This window comes from Sorangium sp. So ce448, from assembly GCF_051520915.1.
GTDB classification, from domain to species: domain Bacteria; phylum Myxococcota_A; class Polyangia; order Polyangiales; family Polyangiaceae; genus Sorangium; species Sorangium cellulosum_B.
This window is the reverse complement of sequence record NZ_CP150343.1, coordinates 11,374,901-11,391,698: the sequence shown is the minus strand read 5'-3', so window position 1 is coordinate 11,391,698 and position 16,798 is coordinate 11,374,901. Positions and strand designations below refer to the sequence as shown.

Sequence of the window (16,798 nt, the reverse complement as noted above, 5' to 3'; positions counted from 1 at the left end):
CACCTGACTGGCGCGGCTGCCTCGACGGGAGTTGACGTTCACGTCCTTCTCGCCAATGAGAACCTAGGAGACAATGGACGTCGAAGAAAAACTCTTGAACATCCTCCTCGTCGAAGACGACGACGTCGACGTGATGAATGTCCGCCGGGCGTTCAAGCGGAACAACATCTCGAATCCCCTCTGGGTCGCCGGCAACGGCGTCGAGGCCCTCGAGATGCTGCGCAGCGGTGTCGTCCCGGTCGAACGACGGCTCATCCTGCTCGACCTGAACATGCCCAAGATGAACGGGATCGAGTTCCTGCGCGAGCTGCGGGCCGATCCTGAGCTCGGGGCCACGTCGGTCGTCGTGTTGACCACATCGAACGACGATCGCGACAAGGTGGGAGCCTACAACCTCAACGTGGCTGGCTATCTCCTCAAGCCGGTCACGTTCCTCAGCTTCGTCGAGCTCATGGCGGCGCTCAACAAGTACTGGAGACTTGTGGAGCTACCGTAGCGAAACACATCGGCTTTCCGGCCCTCGTCGTGGCGAGGAGCGCCCCGCGCGGCGCGCACACACACGCTCTCCGAGAGACAGCGCGCGACGCGCCTTCAGGCGCGGCGTCACGGCGCCGCGCTACTTGCTGCGCTTGACGACGCCGAGCGCCTTCTGCGCCGCCTTGACGGCCGCCTGCGCCTCCTTGCCGGGGGCACTCGAGAGCGCCGAGATGAGCGCCGTCGCGACCTCGCGCCGGCTGTGCGCGTGCACGTCCGCGAGCTTGAGGTAGAGCGGCGCCTTGTCGGCGAGATCGGCGTCGCCGCGCCGCGCCTCGATCCGCTCGACGAGGCAGGCCGCCACCGCGGTGTCGTCCATCTTCTTCAGCGCGTCGAGCGCCGCCGCGCGCTTCGCGAGCTCGGGCCGCGCCTCGATGAGGTCCACGAGCGGCGTGAGCGCCACGGGGCCGAACGCGCGGATCGCGTCGGCCACGATGCCGGGCTTGTAGCCGTCGGCGTAGGCCGAGAGCAGCTCGCTCAGCCCGCGGACGTCGCCGAGGAAGCCGAGCGCGTACGCGGCGATCTTCGCCTCCCGCTCGTCCACGCCGCGGCTCGCCAGCATCCGCACGAAGGTCTCGACCATCTCGACGTCGCCGAGCTGCGCGAGCGCGTAGGCGGCCTCCTCGCGCACCTCGCGGGAGGCGTCGGCGTAGAACGCGCGCCGGAACGCCGGCAGCGCGGCGAGGTCGCCGAGCTCGGAGAGCGCCTTCAGCGCCTCGAGCCGCTCCTCCTTGGTTGGCGCGGCGCCCAGCGTCTTCGCGAGCTCGTGCACGCGCCCGAGCCGCGCGGCGCGCCGCGCGCGCACCGCGTCGTTCCCCGGCCCGCCCGACGGCGCCGCATCGATGACGTCCAGCGCGTCGCGGGCGAGCGCCCGAAGGCCGGCGTCCTTCGCGTGCTCCGCGACCTTGCCGAGCATCGCCGTGGCCTCGGCGCGGGCCGGGCCGCCGTGCAGCACGACCGCCTGCAGCACCCGCACCGCCGTCAGCTTCGCCACGCGGCCCGCCTTCACCGTGAGCGCCTTCTCCGCGGCGGCGATCGCCTCGGCCCCGAGCGGCGCGAACGTCCTCGCGATGGTCGGCGTCGCGGTGCCGTCCGCCCAGATCGGGAAGATGCTCGCCACGAGCTCGCTCGCCGGCAGCGACGCGTAGTAGCGCGCGTGGTGGACCGCGGCGACGTAGCGGTTCATCGCGCCCGCCGCGCGCCGCCGCGCCACCTCGTCCGGGGACAGCGTCTCGTCGGGCCGCGCCACGGCGACGCTCTCGTAGGTCGGCACGCGCTCGGTCGAGGCGCGGTCGATCTGCGTCGCGCCGGCCAGGCGGACGAGCGCCATCTCGAGCACCTGGTAGAGCTTGATGAAGTCGTCGAGCCGATCGGCCGGCTCGGGCCGCTGCGGCAGCGCCTGGAGCAGCGCGGCCTGCTTCTCGAGGCGGAGGTCGCGCAGCCGCGCGGCCAGCGGGTCCGTCGCGCGCGCGCTGAGCCCTGTCAGGCCCGTGACGAGCGCCTCGGCGAGCTCCTCGCGGACCTCGCCGAGCGCGATGGCCGCGGGCGAGGCGCCCGCCTCGCGGGCGGCGGCGTTCCACGCGGAGCCCTCGAGCGGCCCGCCCCGCGCGGCGAGGCCCTGATCCAGGACAGGGCGCAGCTCCAGGCCGAGCGGCCCCTCGACGACGGCGGCGAGCGGCCACAGCGTGGGCAGCGCGGCGTCGATGCCGACGTCCCCGAGCAGCGCGCGGAGCCGCGCGTCGCGGAGCGAGCCGGCGAGCCGCTCCTCGAGCGCCGGGTCGTCGGGCAGGTGGAGCGCCTCCCCCTTGTCGTCGACCGCCGCGAGCCGCGCGCCGCGCGCGAAGAGCGTGTCGGTGAGCACCGCGACGGGCACGAGGTCGGGCGCGAAGACGTCCTTGCGGTGCTCCTGGAGCGCAGCGAGCGCCGCGCCGACGTCGGGCAGCGCCCGCGCGAGCACGGCCTCGAGGGCGCCGGCGTCGAGCGGGCGCTTGTCGCCGAGATCGCTGAAGTCGACGCGGAGCGGCGGGTAGCCCGGGTAGGTCGTCGCCCGCGCCCCGGCGAGCACCTCGCCGGCGAAGCTCCGCTTCGGCTCGGTCCGCTTCGCCAGGAACACCGGGAGGATCTGCTTCTCGCTGACGTGGCGGCCCGACTCGAGGTCGATGAAGCGGCTCTCCCGGATGACGAAATCGTCGCTCGTCGTCCGCGTCGAGAAGGCGTACTCGACGAGCGTGAGGTCCCCGGCGGGCTTCCTGTCCGACGCCTTCCACGTCTTGCCGACGAGCTCCTCGACGTGGCGGTCGTCGAGCGGCTCACCCGCGAGGTGCTTCTCGAGCTTGCGGGCGGTGAGCAGGAGATCGGCCATCACGTTCGCGTAGGCGACCGCCGGCAGCGCGCCGCGGGGGGCGCCCCGGGCCTGCCGGCCCCCCGCGGCCTGCCCGCGGAGCAGCGCGGCGAGGTCGAGCGTGCGCGCCGAGAGGCGCCGGAGGCGGTTCTCCCGGAGCGCCTCGGCGAGCTTCTCCATCTGCTCGATGCGGTCGCTCCCGATGGTCGCGACGCCGGACACGCCGAGCTCGCGCACGAGCGTGCCGACCTGCTCGACGCCGGACTTCATCATGGCCTGCGCGTCCGCGCTGCCCTTCTTCACGCTCTTGCGCGCGGTGTCCCCGCCCGGCGCGCCGGGCGGCGGCGCCTCGCTCACGGCGAACGACTCGGGCGCGCGCGCCCACGCGACGAGCAGCGCCGCCGCGTGCTTGCAGAACGCGGTGTTGAAGGTCCGCGCCGGGCAGGAGCAGCGCCCCTTGAACGCGGGCGCCGGCGCGTCGCTGTAGACGAGCGACACCTTGTAAGGCGAGGCCCCCGAGCCCTTGGCGTCGCAGAACAGCTTGTTCTCGTAGCGCGCGAGGTTGAGGAGCTGCCCGCCGTCGTAGAGCAGCGTGCCCTTCTTGAGCTCTCCCGCGTCCTGGATGAACGCCCGGAGCTCGCCGGCCCCGATGCGCTTCACGTCGCCCGGGGCCGCGCTCACGGCGCCTCCGCGGGCGAGCGCGCCGGGCGCGGCGCCGTGGGGATTTCGTCGTTCGGGAGCAGCGGATGGGCGGCCGGCATCGGCCTGGAAGGCTATCACGGGCGGCGGCGCGGGAGCTCTTGCTGCCTCCGCCTGCCTCCGCCGGATCAGGCCATCGGATCGCGGGATCAGGCCCTCGGGCCCTCGAGCCGTCAGGCCAGCTGTGCGCCGGCGCCGGCGCGCCCCGCCGCGGCCTCGCCGAGGCGCGGGTAGTCGATGTAGCCGCGCGGGCCCTCGGAGTAGAAGGTCGCGACGTCGGGCGCGTTGAGCGGCGCGCGGCGCGACAGGCGCTCCGGAAGATCGGGGTTGGCCAGGAAGGGCGCGCCGAAGGAGACGAGATCCGCCGCGCCGGTCCGCAGCGCTTCCTCCGCGGTCTCGAGCGTGTAGCCGCCGTTCACGACGAGGGCGCCGCGGAACCGCTCGCGGAGGAGGGGCGTCACCCGCGCCGCGGCGTCGAGCGCCTGCCCCGAGAGCGGCTCCACGACGTGCAGGTAGACGACCTTGCGCGCCGAGAGCTCGGCGGCGACGTGGCCGAAGAGCGCCCTCGGATCGGAGTCGCTCATGTCGTTGAACTCGGCCAGCGGCGAGACCCGCACGCCGACCCGGTCGGCGCCGAACACCCCCGTCACGGCCTCGGTGATCTCGAGCAGGAGCCGCGCCCGGTTCTCGACCGAGCCGCCGTACCGATCCGTCCTCTGGTTCACGCCGTCCCGGAGGAACTGGTCGATGAGGTAGCCGTTCGCCGCGTGGATCTCGACACCATCGAAGCCGGCGGCCTTGGCCCGGCGCGCGCCGCCCTCGAACCGCGCGACCACGCCGGCGATCTCGCCCGTCTCCAGGGCGCGCGGGGTGGTGTACGGCTGCGGGCCCTCGGGCGTGTACGCGTGGCCGTTGCGGATGGCGATGGCCGAGGACGAGACGGGCGCCTGCCGGTTCGGCTGGAACGAGGGGTGCGACGCCCGCCCGACGTGCCAGAGCTGAAGGAAGCCGCGCCCCCCCGCCCGGTGGATCGCGTCCGTCACGAGCCGCCACCCGGCGACCTGCGCGTCGGTGTGGATGCCAGGTGTGCGGAGATATCCCACGCCCTCCGGGGTGACCTGCGTCGCCTCGGTGACGATGAAGCCCGCAGAGGAGCGCTGCTCGTAGTACCGCGCGTTGAGCTCGGTCGGCACGTTGCCCTCTCCGGCGCGGCAGCGCGTCAGCGGCGCCATCACGAGGCGATTCGGCAGCGAGAGGGGGCCGAGCGCGAAGGGGCTGAAGAGCAGGTCTTTGGCGGTGGTCACGATCGATGCTCCTTGCAAAGAAGATGTAGCTTCCGAAAGGGAAGTGGCATCCGTCCGGCGGGCATCATGAATCTGCACTGCACGATGTCAAGTCACTTCCCTTTTGGAAGTGAATAGGTCATTCTGGTGTCGGGGACGACACATGAAGCACGCGTGCCAGCACCTCTGCGAGAAGTTTCAGGTCGCGATGGACGTGCTCGCGAAGCCCTGGAACGGGCTCATCATTGCGACGCTCGAGGAGGGGGCGCTGCGCTTCGGCGAGATCGGCGAGCGGCTCGACGCGATCAGCGATCGGATGCTCTCCAGCCGGCTGAAGGAGCTCGAGGCGCTGGGCCTCGTGGTGCGGCGCGTCCTGCCGGGGCCCCCCGTGCGCGTGGAGTACGAGCTGACCGACGCCGGCCGGGGATTCGGTGAGGTGGCGCAGGCGATCTCGCGGTGGGGAGAGCGGCTCGCGGTGAGCGCGGCGCGCGGCGGGGGGGCGAAGCGCGCCGCACGGGCGGCACGAGCCGCGCCGGCGGCGAAGCGCGCGCGGGCGTCATCCACGTAGCATCCACGCAGGTCGCGTGACGGATGCCACGAAGGAGTCCGCCCGGTCCTGAGCAGCGCTCAGGCAATACCTGACGCCGAGCGCTCGTGGGACGAGGTAGCGGCGAGGTAGTGAGAGGAGCGCTTCTGTCGAGCTCGAGGTTGCGCTTGCCGCTCAGGTGGAATGGTGATGTAATTCGAAGGCTTCGCATCTCGGTGGCTGTCAAAGCGGGGTGCAGATTCGAGGGATACGAGCTCAGCCGTCAGGCAGGCGAGTGAGGCGTACGAACGTACGCGGCAACGAGCCGAACGACACGGATGAGCCCGCCAAATACGAAGACGCACTCCGCTTTGACGCGGAGTGTCAACGCGTGGGCGTCCCCTGGGGGTCGCGGTGGATCGCCGTATGATACTGCAGCACCAGCGCCGACCGGGGGGGATGAGGCTCGCGCACCAGTTCTGGTTGTCTCTCGTCCTCCCCATCGCGATGGCCATCCTGCTGTATGGCATCTTCGCGTCGGCGCACCGCAAGCAGGTCCTGCGGGAGGAGGCCACGGCGGAGCTCCGCAACTACGCCACCCTGCTTCAGGCGTTCGTCGAGAGCGCGCTGCAGCGCAGGGACCTCGCGCTCGTCCGGCGGCGGGCGGAGCACTTCGCGAGCGCCGAGCGCATCCTTGGCATCGCCGCGTTCACCAGGGAAGGTGAGGCGATCTTCATCACGAAGGGAGTCGAGCGCGAAGCGGAGCGCCTCGGGCAGCTCGCGCGCCGGGCGTTCCGTGAAGGAGGCGACATCGAGGAGGTCGCCAGCCTGGTCGGGCAACCCGTGCTGCTCCGCACGGTCTCCATCCAGCCGAGCAGCGCCAATCAGCCCCTGGTCGCCGTCCTTGTGCGCGATCATCACTACGCCGAGGTGCTGGAGAACGCGTTGAATCACGGGCTCGCGGTGACCGGCGTCGTGCTGCTGCTGATCAGCGCGGTCGTCGCCGGGCTCGTCGGGCGCTTCACGGTCGCGCTCCCGGCGCGGGCCATCCTCGCCGGGGCCGAGCGCGTCGCGAGCGGCGATCTGGACGCGGCCGTGCCCGAGCGCGGCGCGGAGGAGCTCTCTCGCCTGGCGAGCGCCTTCAACACGATGACCAGCTCTCTCCGCGAGGCGCGGGAGCGCGCCGTGCGGGAGGAGGCGGCGCGGGTGAACGGGGAGCGCAAGCTGCAGCAGGCGCAGGCGCTCGCCGCCGCGGGGCAGGTGGCGACCTCGCTCGGCCACGAGATCGGATCGCCGCTGAACGTGATCCATGGCCGCGCGCGCCGCGCGGCCGACCTGCCCGGCTGCCCGGAGCACCTGCGCGCCGAGCTGGAGACCATCGCGCGGCAATCCGAGCGGATCACGCGCGTCGTCTCTCGCCTCGTCTCCCTCGCTCGGCCGCCGAGGCCGCAGCGGGCGGACAGCGATCTCCGGCGCGTCATCGACGATGTGGTCGCTTTCCTCGGCCCGGAGTGCAGGAGGCGCGGCATCGAGCCGAGCGTCGTGTGCGAGGGCGCCGCGAGGGTGCGCGTCGCCCTCGACTCCGATCGTCTGTTTCAGGTCGTGTTCAATCTGTGCTTGAACGCCGTCGAGGCCCAGAGCCGCGGCGGCGAGCTCGAGGTGCGCGTCCTGCCCGAGTGTGATGGTCCAGCGGGCTCAGCCGTCGTGTGCTTCGAGGTCGCCGACGCGGGGCCGGGGATCCCTTCCGAGGATCTGCAGCAGATCTTCGACCCGTTCTTCACGACGAAGGCGGCCGGCGGCGGCAGCGGGCTCGGGCTCGCGATCGTCCGTGGGCTCGTCGAGGAAGCCGGCGGCTCGGTGGAGGTCGCCGCTTCGTCCACAGGCGGGGCGCGCTTCCGTGTCACGCTTCCCGCGATCATGTCCGATTCACCGGCGAGCGTGTCCGGCTCACCGGCGAGCGTGGAAGCGAGCTCAGAGGCGAGCTCGGAGTCGCGTAGAGGGGGTAGAGAGGAAGGGCAGAAAGCATGAGTCAGAGCTCACCGAGCGTGTTGGTTGTCGAAGACGACGATGATCTCGGCCGGTTCGTCGTTGACATCGCCAAGGACCACGGCTACCAGGCGACGCACGTGGCCGATGCGATGTCGGGCCTCGGTCTGCTGCCGTCGGGGGACTTCGACCTGCTGATCACCGACATCCGCATGCCGGGGATGGACGGCATCGAGCTGATCGCGCGGGCCAAGGAGCAGGACCCGTCGCTGGCGATCATCGCGATCACCGCGTTCGGCTCCGTCGAGACCGGGATGCGCGCCCTCCGCGTCGGCGCCTCCGACTACCTCTCCAAACCTTTTCGCTCCGATGAGCTAAGCTCTCGCATGCGACGCGCGCTCGAGCGTCGCGCTCGCGATATCGAGCATGCTCGTCTCCAGCGGCAGGTCGCAGAAGTGTTGCGCCGCGGCAAGTCGTAACGGCCGTCCTCCAGGGTCTCATGACGCCGAGCTCCCCGGCGTCGACGAGGCCTGAGCACCTGAAACGGGAACTAGCACTCCAGGCGCGCTATCGTCGTCAGGAAGGTGGTCATGCAATCGAACAACATCGCGGCGACCTTGAAGGACAAGCACGGGAGCGGAGCGAGCAAGAAGAAGCCGCCGCCCCGCAAGCGCGGCGCCAACGGCAGCCACCTGGATGTGCGGGAGATGCAGCTCCAGGCGGTGCTGGAGGTGCTCAAGGCGGTGAAGGCCGGCAACTTCTCCGCGCGCGTCGGCATCGGCGAGGTGCCCGGGACGATCGGTCAGATCGCCGATGAGGTGAACGACGTCGTCCAGCAGCTGCAGACCGTCGGCTCGGAGATCACGCGCGTTGCGCGCGAGGTAGGCACCGAGGGCAAGCTGGGCGCGCAGGCGGAGGTGCAGGGCGTCAGCGGGACGTGGAAGGACCTCACGGACAACGTGAATGTCCTCGCGGGGAACCTGACGAACCAGGTGCGCAACATCGCGGTCGTGACGACGGCGGTGGCGAACGGGGACCTGTCGAAGCAGATCACGGTCGAGGCGAAGGGGGAGATCCTCGAGCTGAAGAACACCATCAACAAGATGGTGGAGCAGCTGCGCGCGTTCGCGTCGGAGGTGACGCGCGTGGCGCGCGAGGTAGGCACGGAGGGCAAGCTGGGCGCGCAGGCGGAGGTGCGCGGCGTCAGCGGGACGTGGAAGGACCTCACCGACAACGTGAATGTCCTCGCGGGGAACCTGACGAACCAGGTGCGCAACATCGCGGTCGTGACGACGGCGGTGGCGAACGGGGACCTGTCGAAGCAGATCACGGTCGAGGCGAAGGGGGAGATCCTCGAGCTGAAGAACACCATCAACAAGATGGTGGAGCAGCTGCGCGCGTTCGCGTCGGAGGTGACGCGCGTGGCGCGCGAGGTAGGCACGGAGGGCAAGCTGGGCGCGCAGGCGGAGGTGCGCGGCGTCAGCGGGACGTGGAAGGACCTCACCGACAACGTGAATGTCCTCGCGGGGAACCTGACGAACCAGGTGCGCAACATCGCGGTCGTGACGACGGCGGTGGCGAACGGGGACCTGTCGAAGCAGATCACGGTCGAGGCGAAGGGGGAGATCCTCGAGCTGAAGAACACCATCAACAAGATGGTGGAGCAGCTCCGGACGTTCGCCGCGGAGGTGACGCGCGTGGCGCGTGAGGTAGGCACCGACGGCAAGCTCGGCGGCCAGGCGCAGGTGCCGGGCGTCGCCGGCACGTGGAAGGACCTCACCGACAACGTGAACCAGCTCGCGGGCAACCTGACGAACCAGGTGCGCAACATCGCCCTCGTCACGACGGCCGTCGCCAAGGGCGACCTCTCTCAGAAGATCACCGCCGAGGCGAAGGGGGAGATCCTCGAGCTGAAGGACACCATCAACAAGATGGTGGAGCAGCTGCGCGCGTTCGCGTCGGAGGTGACGCGCGTGGCGCGCGAGGTAGGCACGGAGGGCAAGCTGGGCGCGCAGGCGGAGGTGCGCGGCGTCAGCGGGACGTGGAAGGACCTCACGGACAACGTGAATGTCCTCGCGGGGAACCTGACGAACCAGGTGCGCAACATCGCCCTCGTCACGAAGGCGGTCGCGAGCGGCGACCTGTCCCAGAAGATCGCGGTCGAGGCGAAGGGGGAGATCCTCGAGCTGAAGGACACCATCAACAAGATGGTCGATCAGCTGCGCGCGTTCGCCGCGGAGGTGACGCGCGTGGCGCGCGAGGTAGGCACGGACGGCAAGCTCGGCGGCCAGGCGCAGGTGCCGGGCGTCGCCGGCACGTGGAAGGACCTCACCGACAACGTGAACCAGCTCGCGGGCAACCTGACGAACCAGGTGCGCAACATCGCCCTCGTCACGAAGGCGGTCGCGAGCGGCGACCTGTCCCAGAAGATCACGGTCGAGGCGAAGGGCGAGATCCTCGAGCTGAAGGACACCATCAACAAGATGGTCGATCAGCTGCGCGCGTTCGCCGCGGAGGTGACGCGCGTGGCGCGCGAGGTAGGCACCGAGGGCAAGCTCGGCGGCCAGGCGCAGGTGCCCGGGGTCTCCGGCACGTGGAAGGACCTGACGGAGAACGTCAACGTCATGGCCTCGAACCTCACCTCGCAGGTGCGCGGCATCGCCAAGGTCGTGACCGCGGTCGCGAACGGCGATCTCCGCCAGAAGCTCGCCCTGGAGGCCAAGGGCGAGATCGCGTCGCTGGCGGACACCATCAACGACATGACCTACACGCTCCGCGTGTTCGCCGAGCAGGTGACCACGGTCGCGCGCGAGGTCGGCATCGAGGGCAAGCTCGGCGGCCAGGCCAAGGTGCCCGGCGCGGCCGGCACGTGGAGGGACCTCACCGACAACGTGAACCAGCTCGCGGGCAACCTCACCACGCAGGTGCGCGCCATCGCCGAGGTCGCGACCGCCGTGACGAAGGGCGACCTCACGCGGGCCATCTCGGTCGAGGCGCAGGGCGAGGTCCTCCAGCTGAAGGACAACATCAACCAGATGATCTCGAACCTGCGGGACACGACGCGCGCCAACCAGGAGCAGGACTGGCTGAAGACGAACCTGGCGCGCTTCTCCGGGATGATGGCCGGGCAGCGGACGATCGAGGCGCTCTCCCGCCTCATCATGTCCGAGGTGACGCCGCTCGTCTCGGCGCAGCACGGGGCCTTCTATGTGCTCGAGTCCGAGGAGAAGTACCCGGCGCTCAAGCTCACGTCGAGCTACGCGTTCCAGAAGCGCAAGGGCATCTCCAACCGGTTCGCGCTGGGCGAGGGGCTCGTCGGGCAGTGCGGCCTGGAGAAGAAGAGCATCGTCGTCACGGATCTCCCGGACGACTACATCCGGGTGAGCTCGGGCCTCGGCGACGCGCCGCCGCGCAACATCTGCGTCCTGCCGGTGCTCTTCGAGGGCGGCCTCAAGGCGGTCATCGAGCTGGCGAGCTTCCAGAACTTCACGCCCATCCACCTCACGTTCCTCGAGCAGCTCACGCAGTCGATCGGCGTCGTGTTCAACATGATCGGCGCCAGCATGAGGACGGAGGAGCTGCTCCAGGAGCTCCAGCGGTCCAACACCGAGCTCGGCTCGCGGTCGCAGGAGCTGGAGGAGAAGGCGTCGGAGCTCGAGATCAAGAACCGCGAGATCGCGCGCGCCAGCGCCTCCCTGGAAGAGAAGGCGAGGGAGCTGTCGCGCACCTCCAAGTACAAGTCCGAGTTCCTCGCGAACATGTCGCACGAGCTGCGCACGCCGCTGAACAGCCTGCTCATCCTCGCCAGGATCCTCGCGGACAACGAGGAGCACACGCTCACGCCGAAGCAGGTCGAGTACGCGAAGACGATCGCCGCGGCGGGGCAGGACCTCCTGCAGCTCATCAACGAGATCCTCGACCTGTCGAAGATCGAGGCCGGCAAGATCGACGTGAAGACCCAGCGGGTGCTGCTCTCCGAGCTGGCCGAGTACGTCGAGCGGAGCTTCCGGCAGATCGCCGAGCAGAAGGAGCTCGAGTTCTGGGTGCGGGTCGCGACCGGCGTCCCCGCGGGGATCATGACGGATCTGCAGCGGCTCCAGCAGATCCTGAAGAACCTGCTGTCCAACGCGTTCAAGTTCACGTCGTCCGGGCGGATCTCGCTCGAGATCGAGGTGGCCAGCAAGGGGCTCACGTTCAAGCGGGAGACGCTCGTCAAGGCGAAGACCGTCCTGGCGTTCGCCGTCACGGACACGGGCATCGGCATCCCGACGGAGAAGCAGACGCTCATCTTCGACGCGTTCCAGCAGGCGGATGCGTCGACCAGCCGCACCTACGGCGGCACAGGGCTCGGCCTGACGATCAGCCGGGAGCTGGCCAGCCTGCTCGGCGGGGAGATCTCGCTGAACAGCACGCCCGGGCTCGGCAGCAAGTTCACCCTGTACCTGCCGGCGGAGCGGACGGAGCCGAAGGCGACGAGGCCGGCGCGCGCCGAGCTGCCCGAGCCGGTCGCGCCGCTCCTCACGAACGGCTCCTCCTCGGTCGCGCTCGCCGGGCGGAGCGTGCTTGTCATCGACGATGACGCGCGCAACGTCTTCGCCATCACGAGCCTGCTCGAGCGGCGCGGGGCGCACGTGGTCCTGGCCGAGAACGCAAGGCACGGTATCGAGATCTTGCGCGAGGCCGATTCGTCCATCGATGTCGTCCTCATGGACATCATGATGCCCGAGCTCGACGGCTACGAGGCGACGCGGGAGATCCGGAGCGATCCTCGCTTCAACGAGCTGCCGATCATCGCGGTGACGGCCAAGGCGATGCCGGAAGATCGACAGAAGTGCCTGGACGCCGGGCTGAACGATTTCGTGGCCAAGCCGGTGGACGAGGGGCGGCTGATGTCGACCATCCTGCACTGGGTGCGGCCGGATTGAGCCACGGAGCCGTACCGTGTCCACCCCGCCCGAGACGACCAGCATTCTCCTTGTCGACGATCAGCCGGAGAACCTGACGGCGCTCAGGGCGATCCTTGTCGACGAGAGCTACCGCCTCGTGACTGCGGCGAGCGGGAAGGACGCGCTCCTCAGGATCCTGTCCGAGGATTTCGCGGTCATCCTTCTCGACGTGCGGTTGCCCGACATCGACGGCTTCGAGGTCGCCTCGCTCGTGAAGCAGCGGGAGCGGTCGCGCCACACGCCGATCATCTTCCTGACGGCGGCGACGGACGATCTCGCGGCCATTTACAGGGCGTACGCCGTGGGCGGCGTCGACTACCTCCTGAAGCCGCTCGAGCCGGAGGTCGTCCAGGCGAAGGTCGCGGTGTTCGTCGAGCTCCACCGGCGCGGCGAGCAGATCAAGGAGCAGGCGGAGCTCCTGCGCCAGGCCGAGCAGCGGCGGCGCGACGCCGAGGTCGAGGACCTCCGGCGCGCCGCGCAGGCGAGGTACCAGAACCTGGCCGACGCCATTCCTCAGTGCGTCTTCACGGCGAAGCTCGACGGCGGCATCGATTACGTGAGCTCGCGCTGGCTGGAGTACACGGGGCTCGCGTTCGAGGCGCTCCGCGGCTGGGGCTGGCAGGCCGCTGTGCACCCGAACGATCTGAACCAGTTCGTCAGCAAGTGGCGGCGCTGCCTGGAGTCGGGTGAGCCGTTTCAGGGCGAGTGTCGCCTCAGGTCGATTCACGGCGCCTACCGCTGGCACCTGTGCCGGGCGGTCCCGGAGCGGGACGTCTGGAAGCGGGTGGTCGCCTGGCTCGGCAGCTTCACGGACATCGACGACAGCAAGCGCCACGAGCAGGAGCGCCTGCACCTCCTGACGCGCGAGCGGGCGGCCCGCGCCGAGGCCGAGGCCGCGGTGCGCCGCTCGGAGATCCTCGCGGAGGCGTCGAGCTCGCTCTCGGCGTCGCTCGACGAGGACAGCGTCGCGGCGGCCCTCGTGCGCATCTCCGCGGAGCGCGTCTGCACCTGGTGCGTGCTCGACCTGCGGGAGGAGGGCGGCGCGCGCCGGCTCGCGGCCGCGCACAGGGCCCGCGACGCGGCGCGGTTCACGGCGCGGTTCGGCCCGCGGGAGCTCGCCTTGACCGCGGAGGGCGTCGGCGCGGTGCTCACGACAGGCCGCCCCGACCTGCGCGTCGAGTGCGCTCCGCGCGACGTCGCCGTGGCGCTCGACATCGACGATCCCGCCGTGATCCAGGAGATCGGCGCCAGCAGCTACCTGTGCGTGCCGCTCGTCACGCGCGGCGAGGTGCTCGGGGCGCTCAGCATGGTGTGGGTCGAGCCGGGCGAGCGCTTCGAGCCGCCCGATTTCGCGGTCGCCCTCGACGTCGCGCAGCGCGCGGCGCTCTGCCTCGAGAACGCCCGGCTGCTGCGGATGACGCGCGAAGCCGTGCAGATCCGCGAGGATTTCGTGGCGGTCGCCTCGCACGAGCTGAGGACGCCGCTCAGCGCGCTGGTGCTCCAGGTCCAGGGCCTCACCCGCGCCCTCCACCGCGCGGACGGCGGGCTGCCGGCGGAGCAGGTGCTGGCGAAGCTCTCCCAGGCCGGCGGGCAGATCGACCGGCTCACGCGGCTCATCGACACGCTGCTCGACGTGGCGCGGATCAACAGCGGCCACCTCGAGCTCAGCCTCGACGACGTGGATCTGTGCGACGTGGCGCGCGACGTGGCGGGCCGCCTCGAGGCCGAGCTGGAGCGGGCCGGCTGTACGCTCGACCTGGACATGCCGGTGACCGCGGTCGGCCGGTGGGACCGCCTGCGCATCGATCAGGTGATCACCAACCTGCTCATGAACGCCATCAAGTACGGGCGGGGCAAGCCGATCCAGGTGCGCATCTCGGTGGATGGGCGGTCCGCGGTGCTCCAGGTGGCAGATCAGGGCATCGGGATCGCTCAGGAGTACATCGCCCGGATCTTCGGGCGCTTCGAGCGGGCGGCGCCCACCAGCTCGTATGGCGGGCTGGGCGTCGGCCTGTACATCGTGGACCAGATCCTGAGGGCCCACGGCGGCACCATCCAGGTGGAGAGCGCCCCGGGCATGGGGGCGAGGTTCCAGGTGGCGTTGCCGCTCCCGCCCCGAGCGGCTGGTCCGTCCGGGCCCCTGGGCGAGCGCCCTGGATCGTCGTTGACCGGTCCCGTCGGCTGAGAGGCGCTCTCCTGAGCTCACCCGGCGTCTCACCTGGCGCCCGCCGGGGCAGGGATGCGGTCGCGCTGCGCCACCGTTGCAACCGGTGGTTTCAACCGTGAAAGGCGTCTGACGGTCCCCCTGGGAAAAGCGGCGATGCCGGCATCCGGCCATCGTTGGCCTGCATCGTGCAACAAGCTCGTGACAGAGCGCCCGGTGCGACACCCGGGGGCAGTCCCTCGCCGATCACCACGGAGACACGGAGGCACGGAGCGAACCCAGACCCGTGCCTTCGTGCCTCCGTGGTGCCTGCGTGCATCCGCCGTGAGAGGCGGAAGGCGAGCGGATCTCCCGGGTGGACAAGTTCACGTCCGGACGGGCGCTCAGGGCTCGTGATCTCCGCACTGCGACGCTGCGTAAAAGATCAAAACGGTTTATAGGTGATGAGCCCTCGCTGAGCGACGTGATCAGTCCGCCACACATATCGGTAGTTCAAGTGAAACTTTCTATCAGCCTAGTCGGCCCCTCGATCAGCGCCATGGACAGCGCGGGTCCCCTCCTGGTCAAGACACCCTCTCTCGAAGAGGTGGTTCGGGCGGCCGGGGCCCGTCGGCGGGTCTCTGCGACCGCTGCCCGGGGCGCCACGTCCCGGAAGCGCGCCGCCGCCCGTCGGACGGACGAGCGCTCGGCGAAGGCGACCCGCCGCGCGCGGTGACAGGAGCGGCGGTCACCCGCTTCGGATACGGGCCCATCTCGACGTTTTCGGTGCTCAGCGCACTGGAGTGCGCTTCCGCGCCGAAAACGCCGATCTGGACCCGTCTCCTGTGCGGATGACCGCCGCTCTGCGGCGCGTGTACCAGAGGCGGGGGGGAGCGCTCCAGAGCGGCGGCGAGGGGCCACGGAGGCACAGACGACGCAGAGGAAGGAAAAGAACCTCTGTGTCCTCTGTGCCTTCGTGGTCTTTGTGCCCCCGCCGGGCGCTCAGCGCGCCTCGGCGTCGAGCAGCGGGCCGAGGTCCTGACCTCGCATGAGCCGCTCTACCACCTTGACGAGGAGCTTCGGGGTGCAGCCGAAGCACGGGGTCCCGAGGGCGGCGAGCTTCTGCGCCATGTCGTGGTCGTACGACGGTTTGCCGCTGTCGGACAGCGCGAGCAGGCAGATCGACTTCACCTTGCTGTCGGCGAGCTGGCGCATGCGGGCGAGGAGCTCCTCGGCGTTGCCGCCCTCGTACAGGTCGGTGATCAGGATGAACAGCGTCTTCTCGGGGCGCTCGATGAAGTTCGCCTGGGCGTAGGCCACGGCGCGGTTGATGTCGGTGCCGCCGCCGAGCTGCGCCGTGAACAGCACGTCGACCGGATCGACGAGCATCGGAGTCACGTCGACGACCTCGGTGTCGAAGAAGAGGAGCCGAGTGCGGAGGACGTCGAGGGACGCGAAGATCGCGGCCATGATGGAGCTGTAGACGACGCTCTCGCCCATGGAGCCCGACTGGTCGACGAGGATCGCGACGTCCCACTCGTGTCTCCGCGTCTGGTTCGCCCAGAAATAGAGCTTGTCCGGGACGAGGCGGCGCCGCTCGGCGTCCCATCCTCGGAGGTTCTTGCGGATGGTGCGCTTCCAGTCGAGGTTCCTGAGGACGCGGAGCGGGCTCGTCGTGTTCCGCCGCAGGGCGCCGAGGACGGCGGTGCGGATCTCGGACTCCAGCGCGCGCCGCACCTCCTCGACGACGTCGCGCACGATCTGCCGGGCGGCCTCCCGGGCGGCGTCGGGGATGAGGCCCTTCGCGCTCATGAGGGTGGCGACGAGCTCGACGTTCTTCTCGAGGAAGGGCAGCGTCTCGGGCTCGAAGAGGAGCTGCGTCAGCCCTCGTTTCTCGATGGCGTCCTTCTGGACGAGCGCGACGATGTCGTGGCTGAAGAACTCGCGCACCGCGGAGAGCCACTCGGGGACGTACGGCCGCGAGCCGCCGAGGTTGCCGGCGCGCTCGTCGTAGATGAACGAGAGGGCCTTGTCGAGATCGCCGAGCCGCCGCGGGTCGACGTGAAGCGCGGACGCCCCGCCGCCGAGCCCCCCGAGGGAGAGCCGAGGATCGACGCGCTCGGCCTCGGGCCCGAGCGCGAGCCGCCAGCGCAGGAGGGCGTCGCGGTCGCCGTCGGTGAGGTCGTCCGTCGCGCCGGCGGGGGAGGGGGGCGGAGGAGCTTTCTTGGGGGTGCGAGCGCTCATCGCTGTGGGGTGTCGGAGGGATCGCGAGCTCTCCAGAGAGCCTGTTTGGCGGGAGCCCGATGAGCCGCCCCGCGGCGCGCGCAGCGAGCGGCCGCA

At 70.3% G+C, this 16,798-nt stretch carries 9 protein-coding genes; 6 read left to right on the top strand and 3 right to left on the bottom strand.

Going from position 1 to position 16,798, the window contains the following annotated elements; translation table 11 throughout:
- The first annotated feature begins 73 nt into the window (after window positions 1–73).
- The gene (locus WMF45_RS43035; RefSeq protein WP_272102242.1) at window positions 74–496 is read left to right on the top strand and encodes a response regulator; all 423 of its coding nucleotides are present in this window, start codon (window positions 74–76) and stop codon (window positions 494–496) included.
- Window positions 497–616: 120 nt separating this feature from the next.
- Here the strand turns inward: WMF45_RS43035 and WMF45_RS43030 are convergent, their stop codons facing one another.
- Both WMF45_RS43030 and WMF45_RS43025 read right to left on the bottom strand, forming a co-directional pair.
- Window positions 617–3,556, bottom strand: a complete 2,940-nt coding sequence (locus WMF45_RS43030) for a HEAT repeat domain-containing protein (protein ID WP_437712325.1) — start codon at window positions 3,554–3,556, stop codon at window positions 617–619.
- A gap of 191 nt (window positions 3,557–3,747) precedes the next feature.
- Window positions 3,748–4,878, bottom strand: coding sequence for an alkene reductase (locus WMF45_RS43025; RefSeq protein ID WP_437712323.1), 1,131 nt, complete (start codon window positions 4,876–4,878; stop codon window positions 3,748–3,750).
- A 142-nt stretch (window positions 4,879–5,020) separates the two neighbouring features.
- Between WMF45_RS43025 and WMF45_RS43020 the strand changes: the two genes are divergently transcribed.
- From WMF45_RS43020 to WMF45_RS43000, 5 genes are all read left to right on the top strand, one after another.
- Window positions 5,021–5,425, top strand: coding sequence for a winged helix-turn-helix transcriptional regulator (locus WMF45_RS43020; protein WP_437546281.1), 405 nt, complete (start codon window positions 5,021–5,023; stop codon window positions 5,423–5,425).
- A gap of 384 nt (window positions 5,426–5,809) precedes the next feature.
- The gene (locus tag WMF45_RS43015; protein WP_437712321.1) at window positions 5,810–7,411 is read left to right on the top strand and encodes an ATP-binding protein; all 1,602 of its coding nucleotides are present in this window, start codon (window positions 5,810–5,812) and stop codon (window positions 7,409–7,411) included.
- Window positions 7,408–7,848, top strand: a complete 441-nt coding sequence (locus WMF45_RS43010; RefSeq protein ID WP_437712319.1) for a response regulator — start codon at window positions 7,408–7,410, stop codon at window positions 7,846–7,848. Before WMF45_RS43015 ends, WMF45_RS43010 begins: the two co-directional genes overlap by 4 nt.
- A 111-nt stretch (window positions 7,849–7,959) precedes the next feature.
- Entirely contained in the window at window positions 7,960–12,294 is a 4,335-nt protein-coding gene (locus WMF45_RS43005; RefSeq protein WP_437712317.1) for a HAMP domain-containing protein, read from the top strand.
- A gap of 16 nt (window positions 12,295–12,310) precedes the next feature.
- Window positions 12,311–14,500, top strand: coding sequence for an ATP-binding protein (locus WMF45_RS43000; protein WP_437712315.1), 2,190 nt, complete (start codon window positions 12,311–12,313; stop codon window positions 14,498–14,500).
- 960 nt (window positions 14,501–15,460) lie between these two features.
- Here the strand turns inward: WMF45_RS43000 and WMF45_RS42995 are convergent.
- Window positions 15,461–16,702: a VWA domain-containing protein gene (locus WMF45_RS42995; RefSeq protein WP_437712313.1), complete on the bottom strand. Its 1,242-nt coding sequence runs from the start codon at window positions 16,700–16,702 to the stop codon at window positions 15,461–15,463.
- Window positions 16,703–16,798 lie beyond the last annotated feature (96 nt).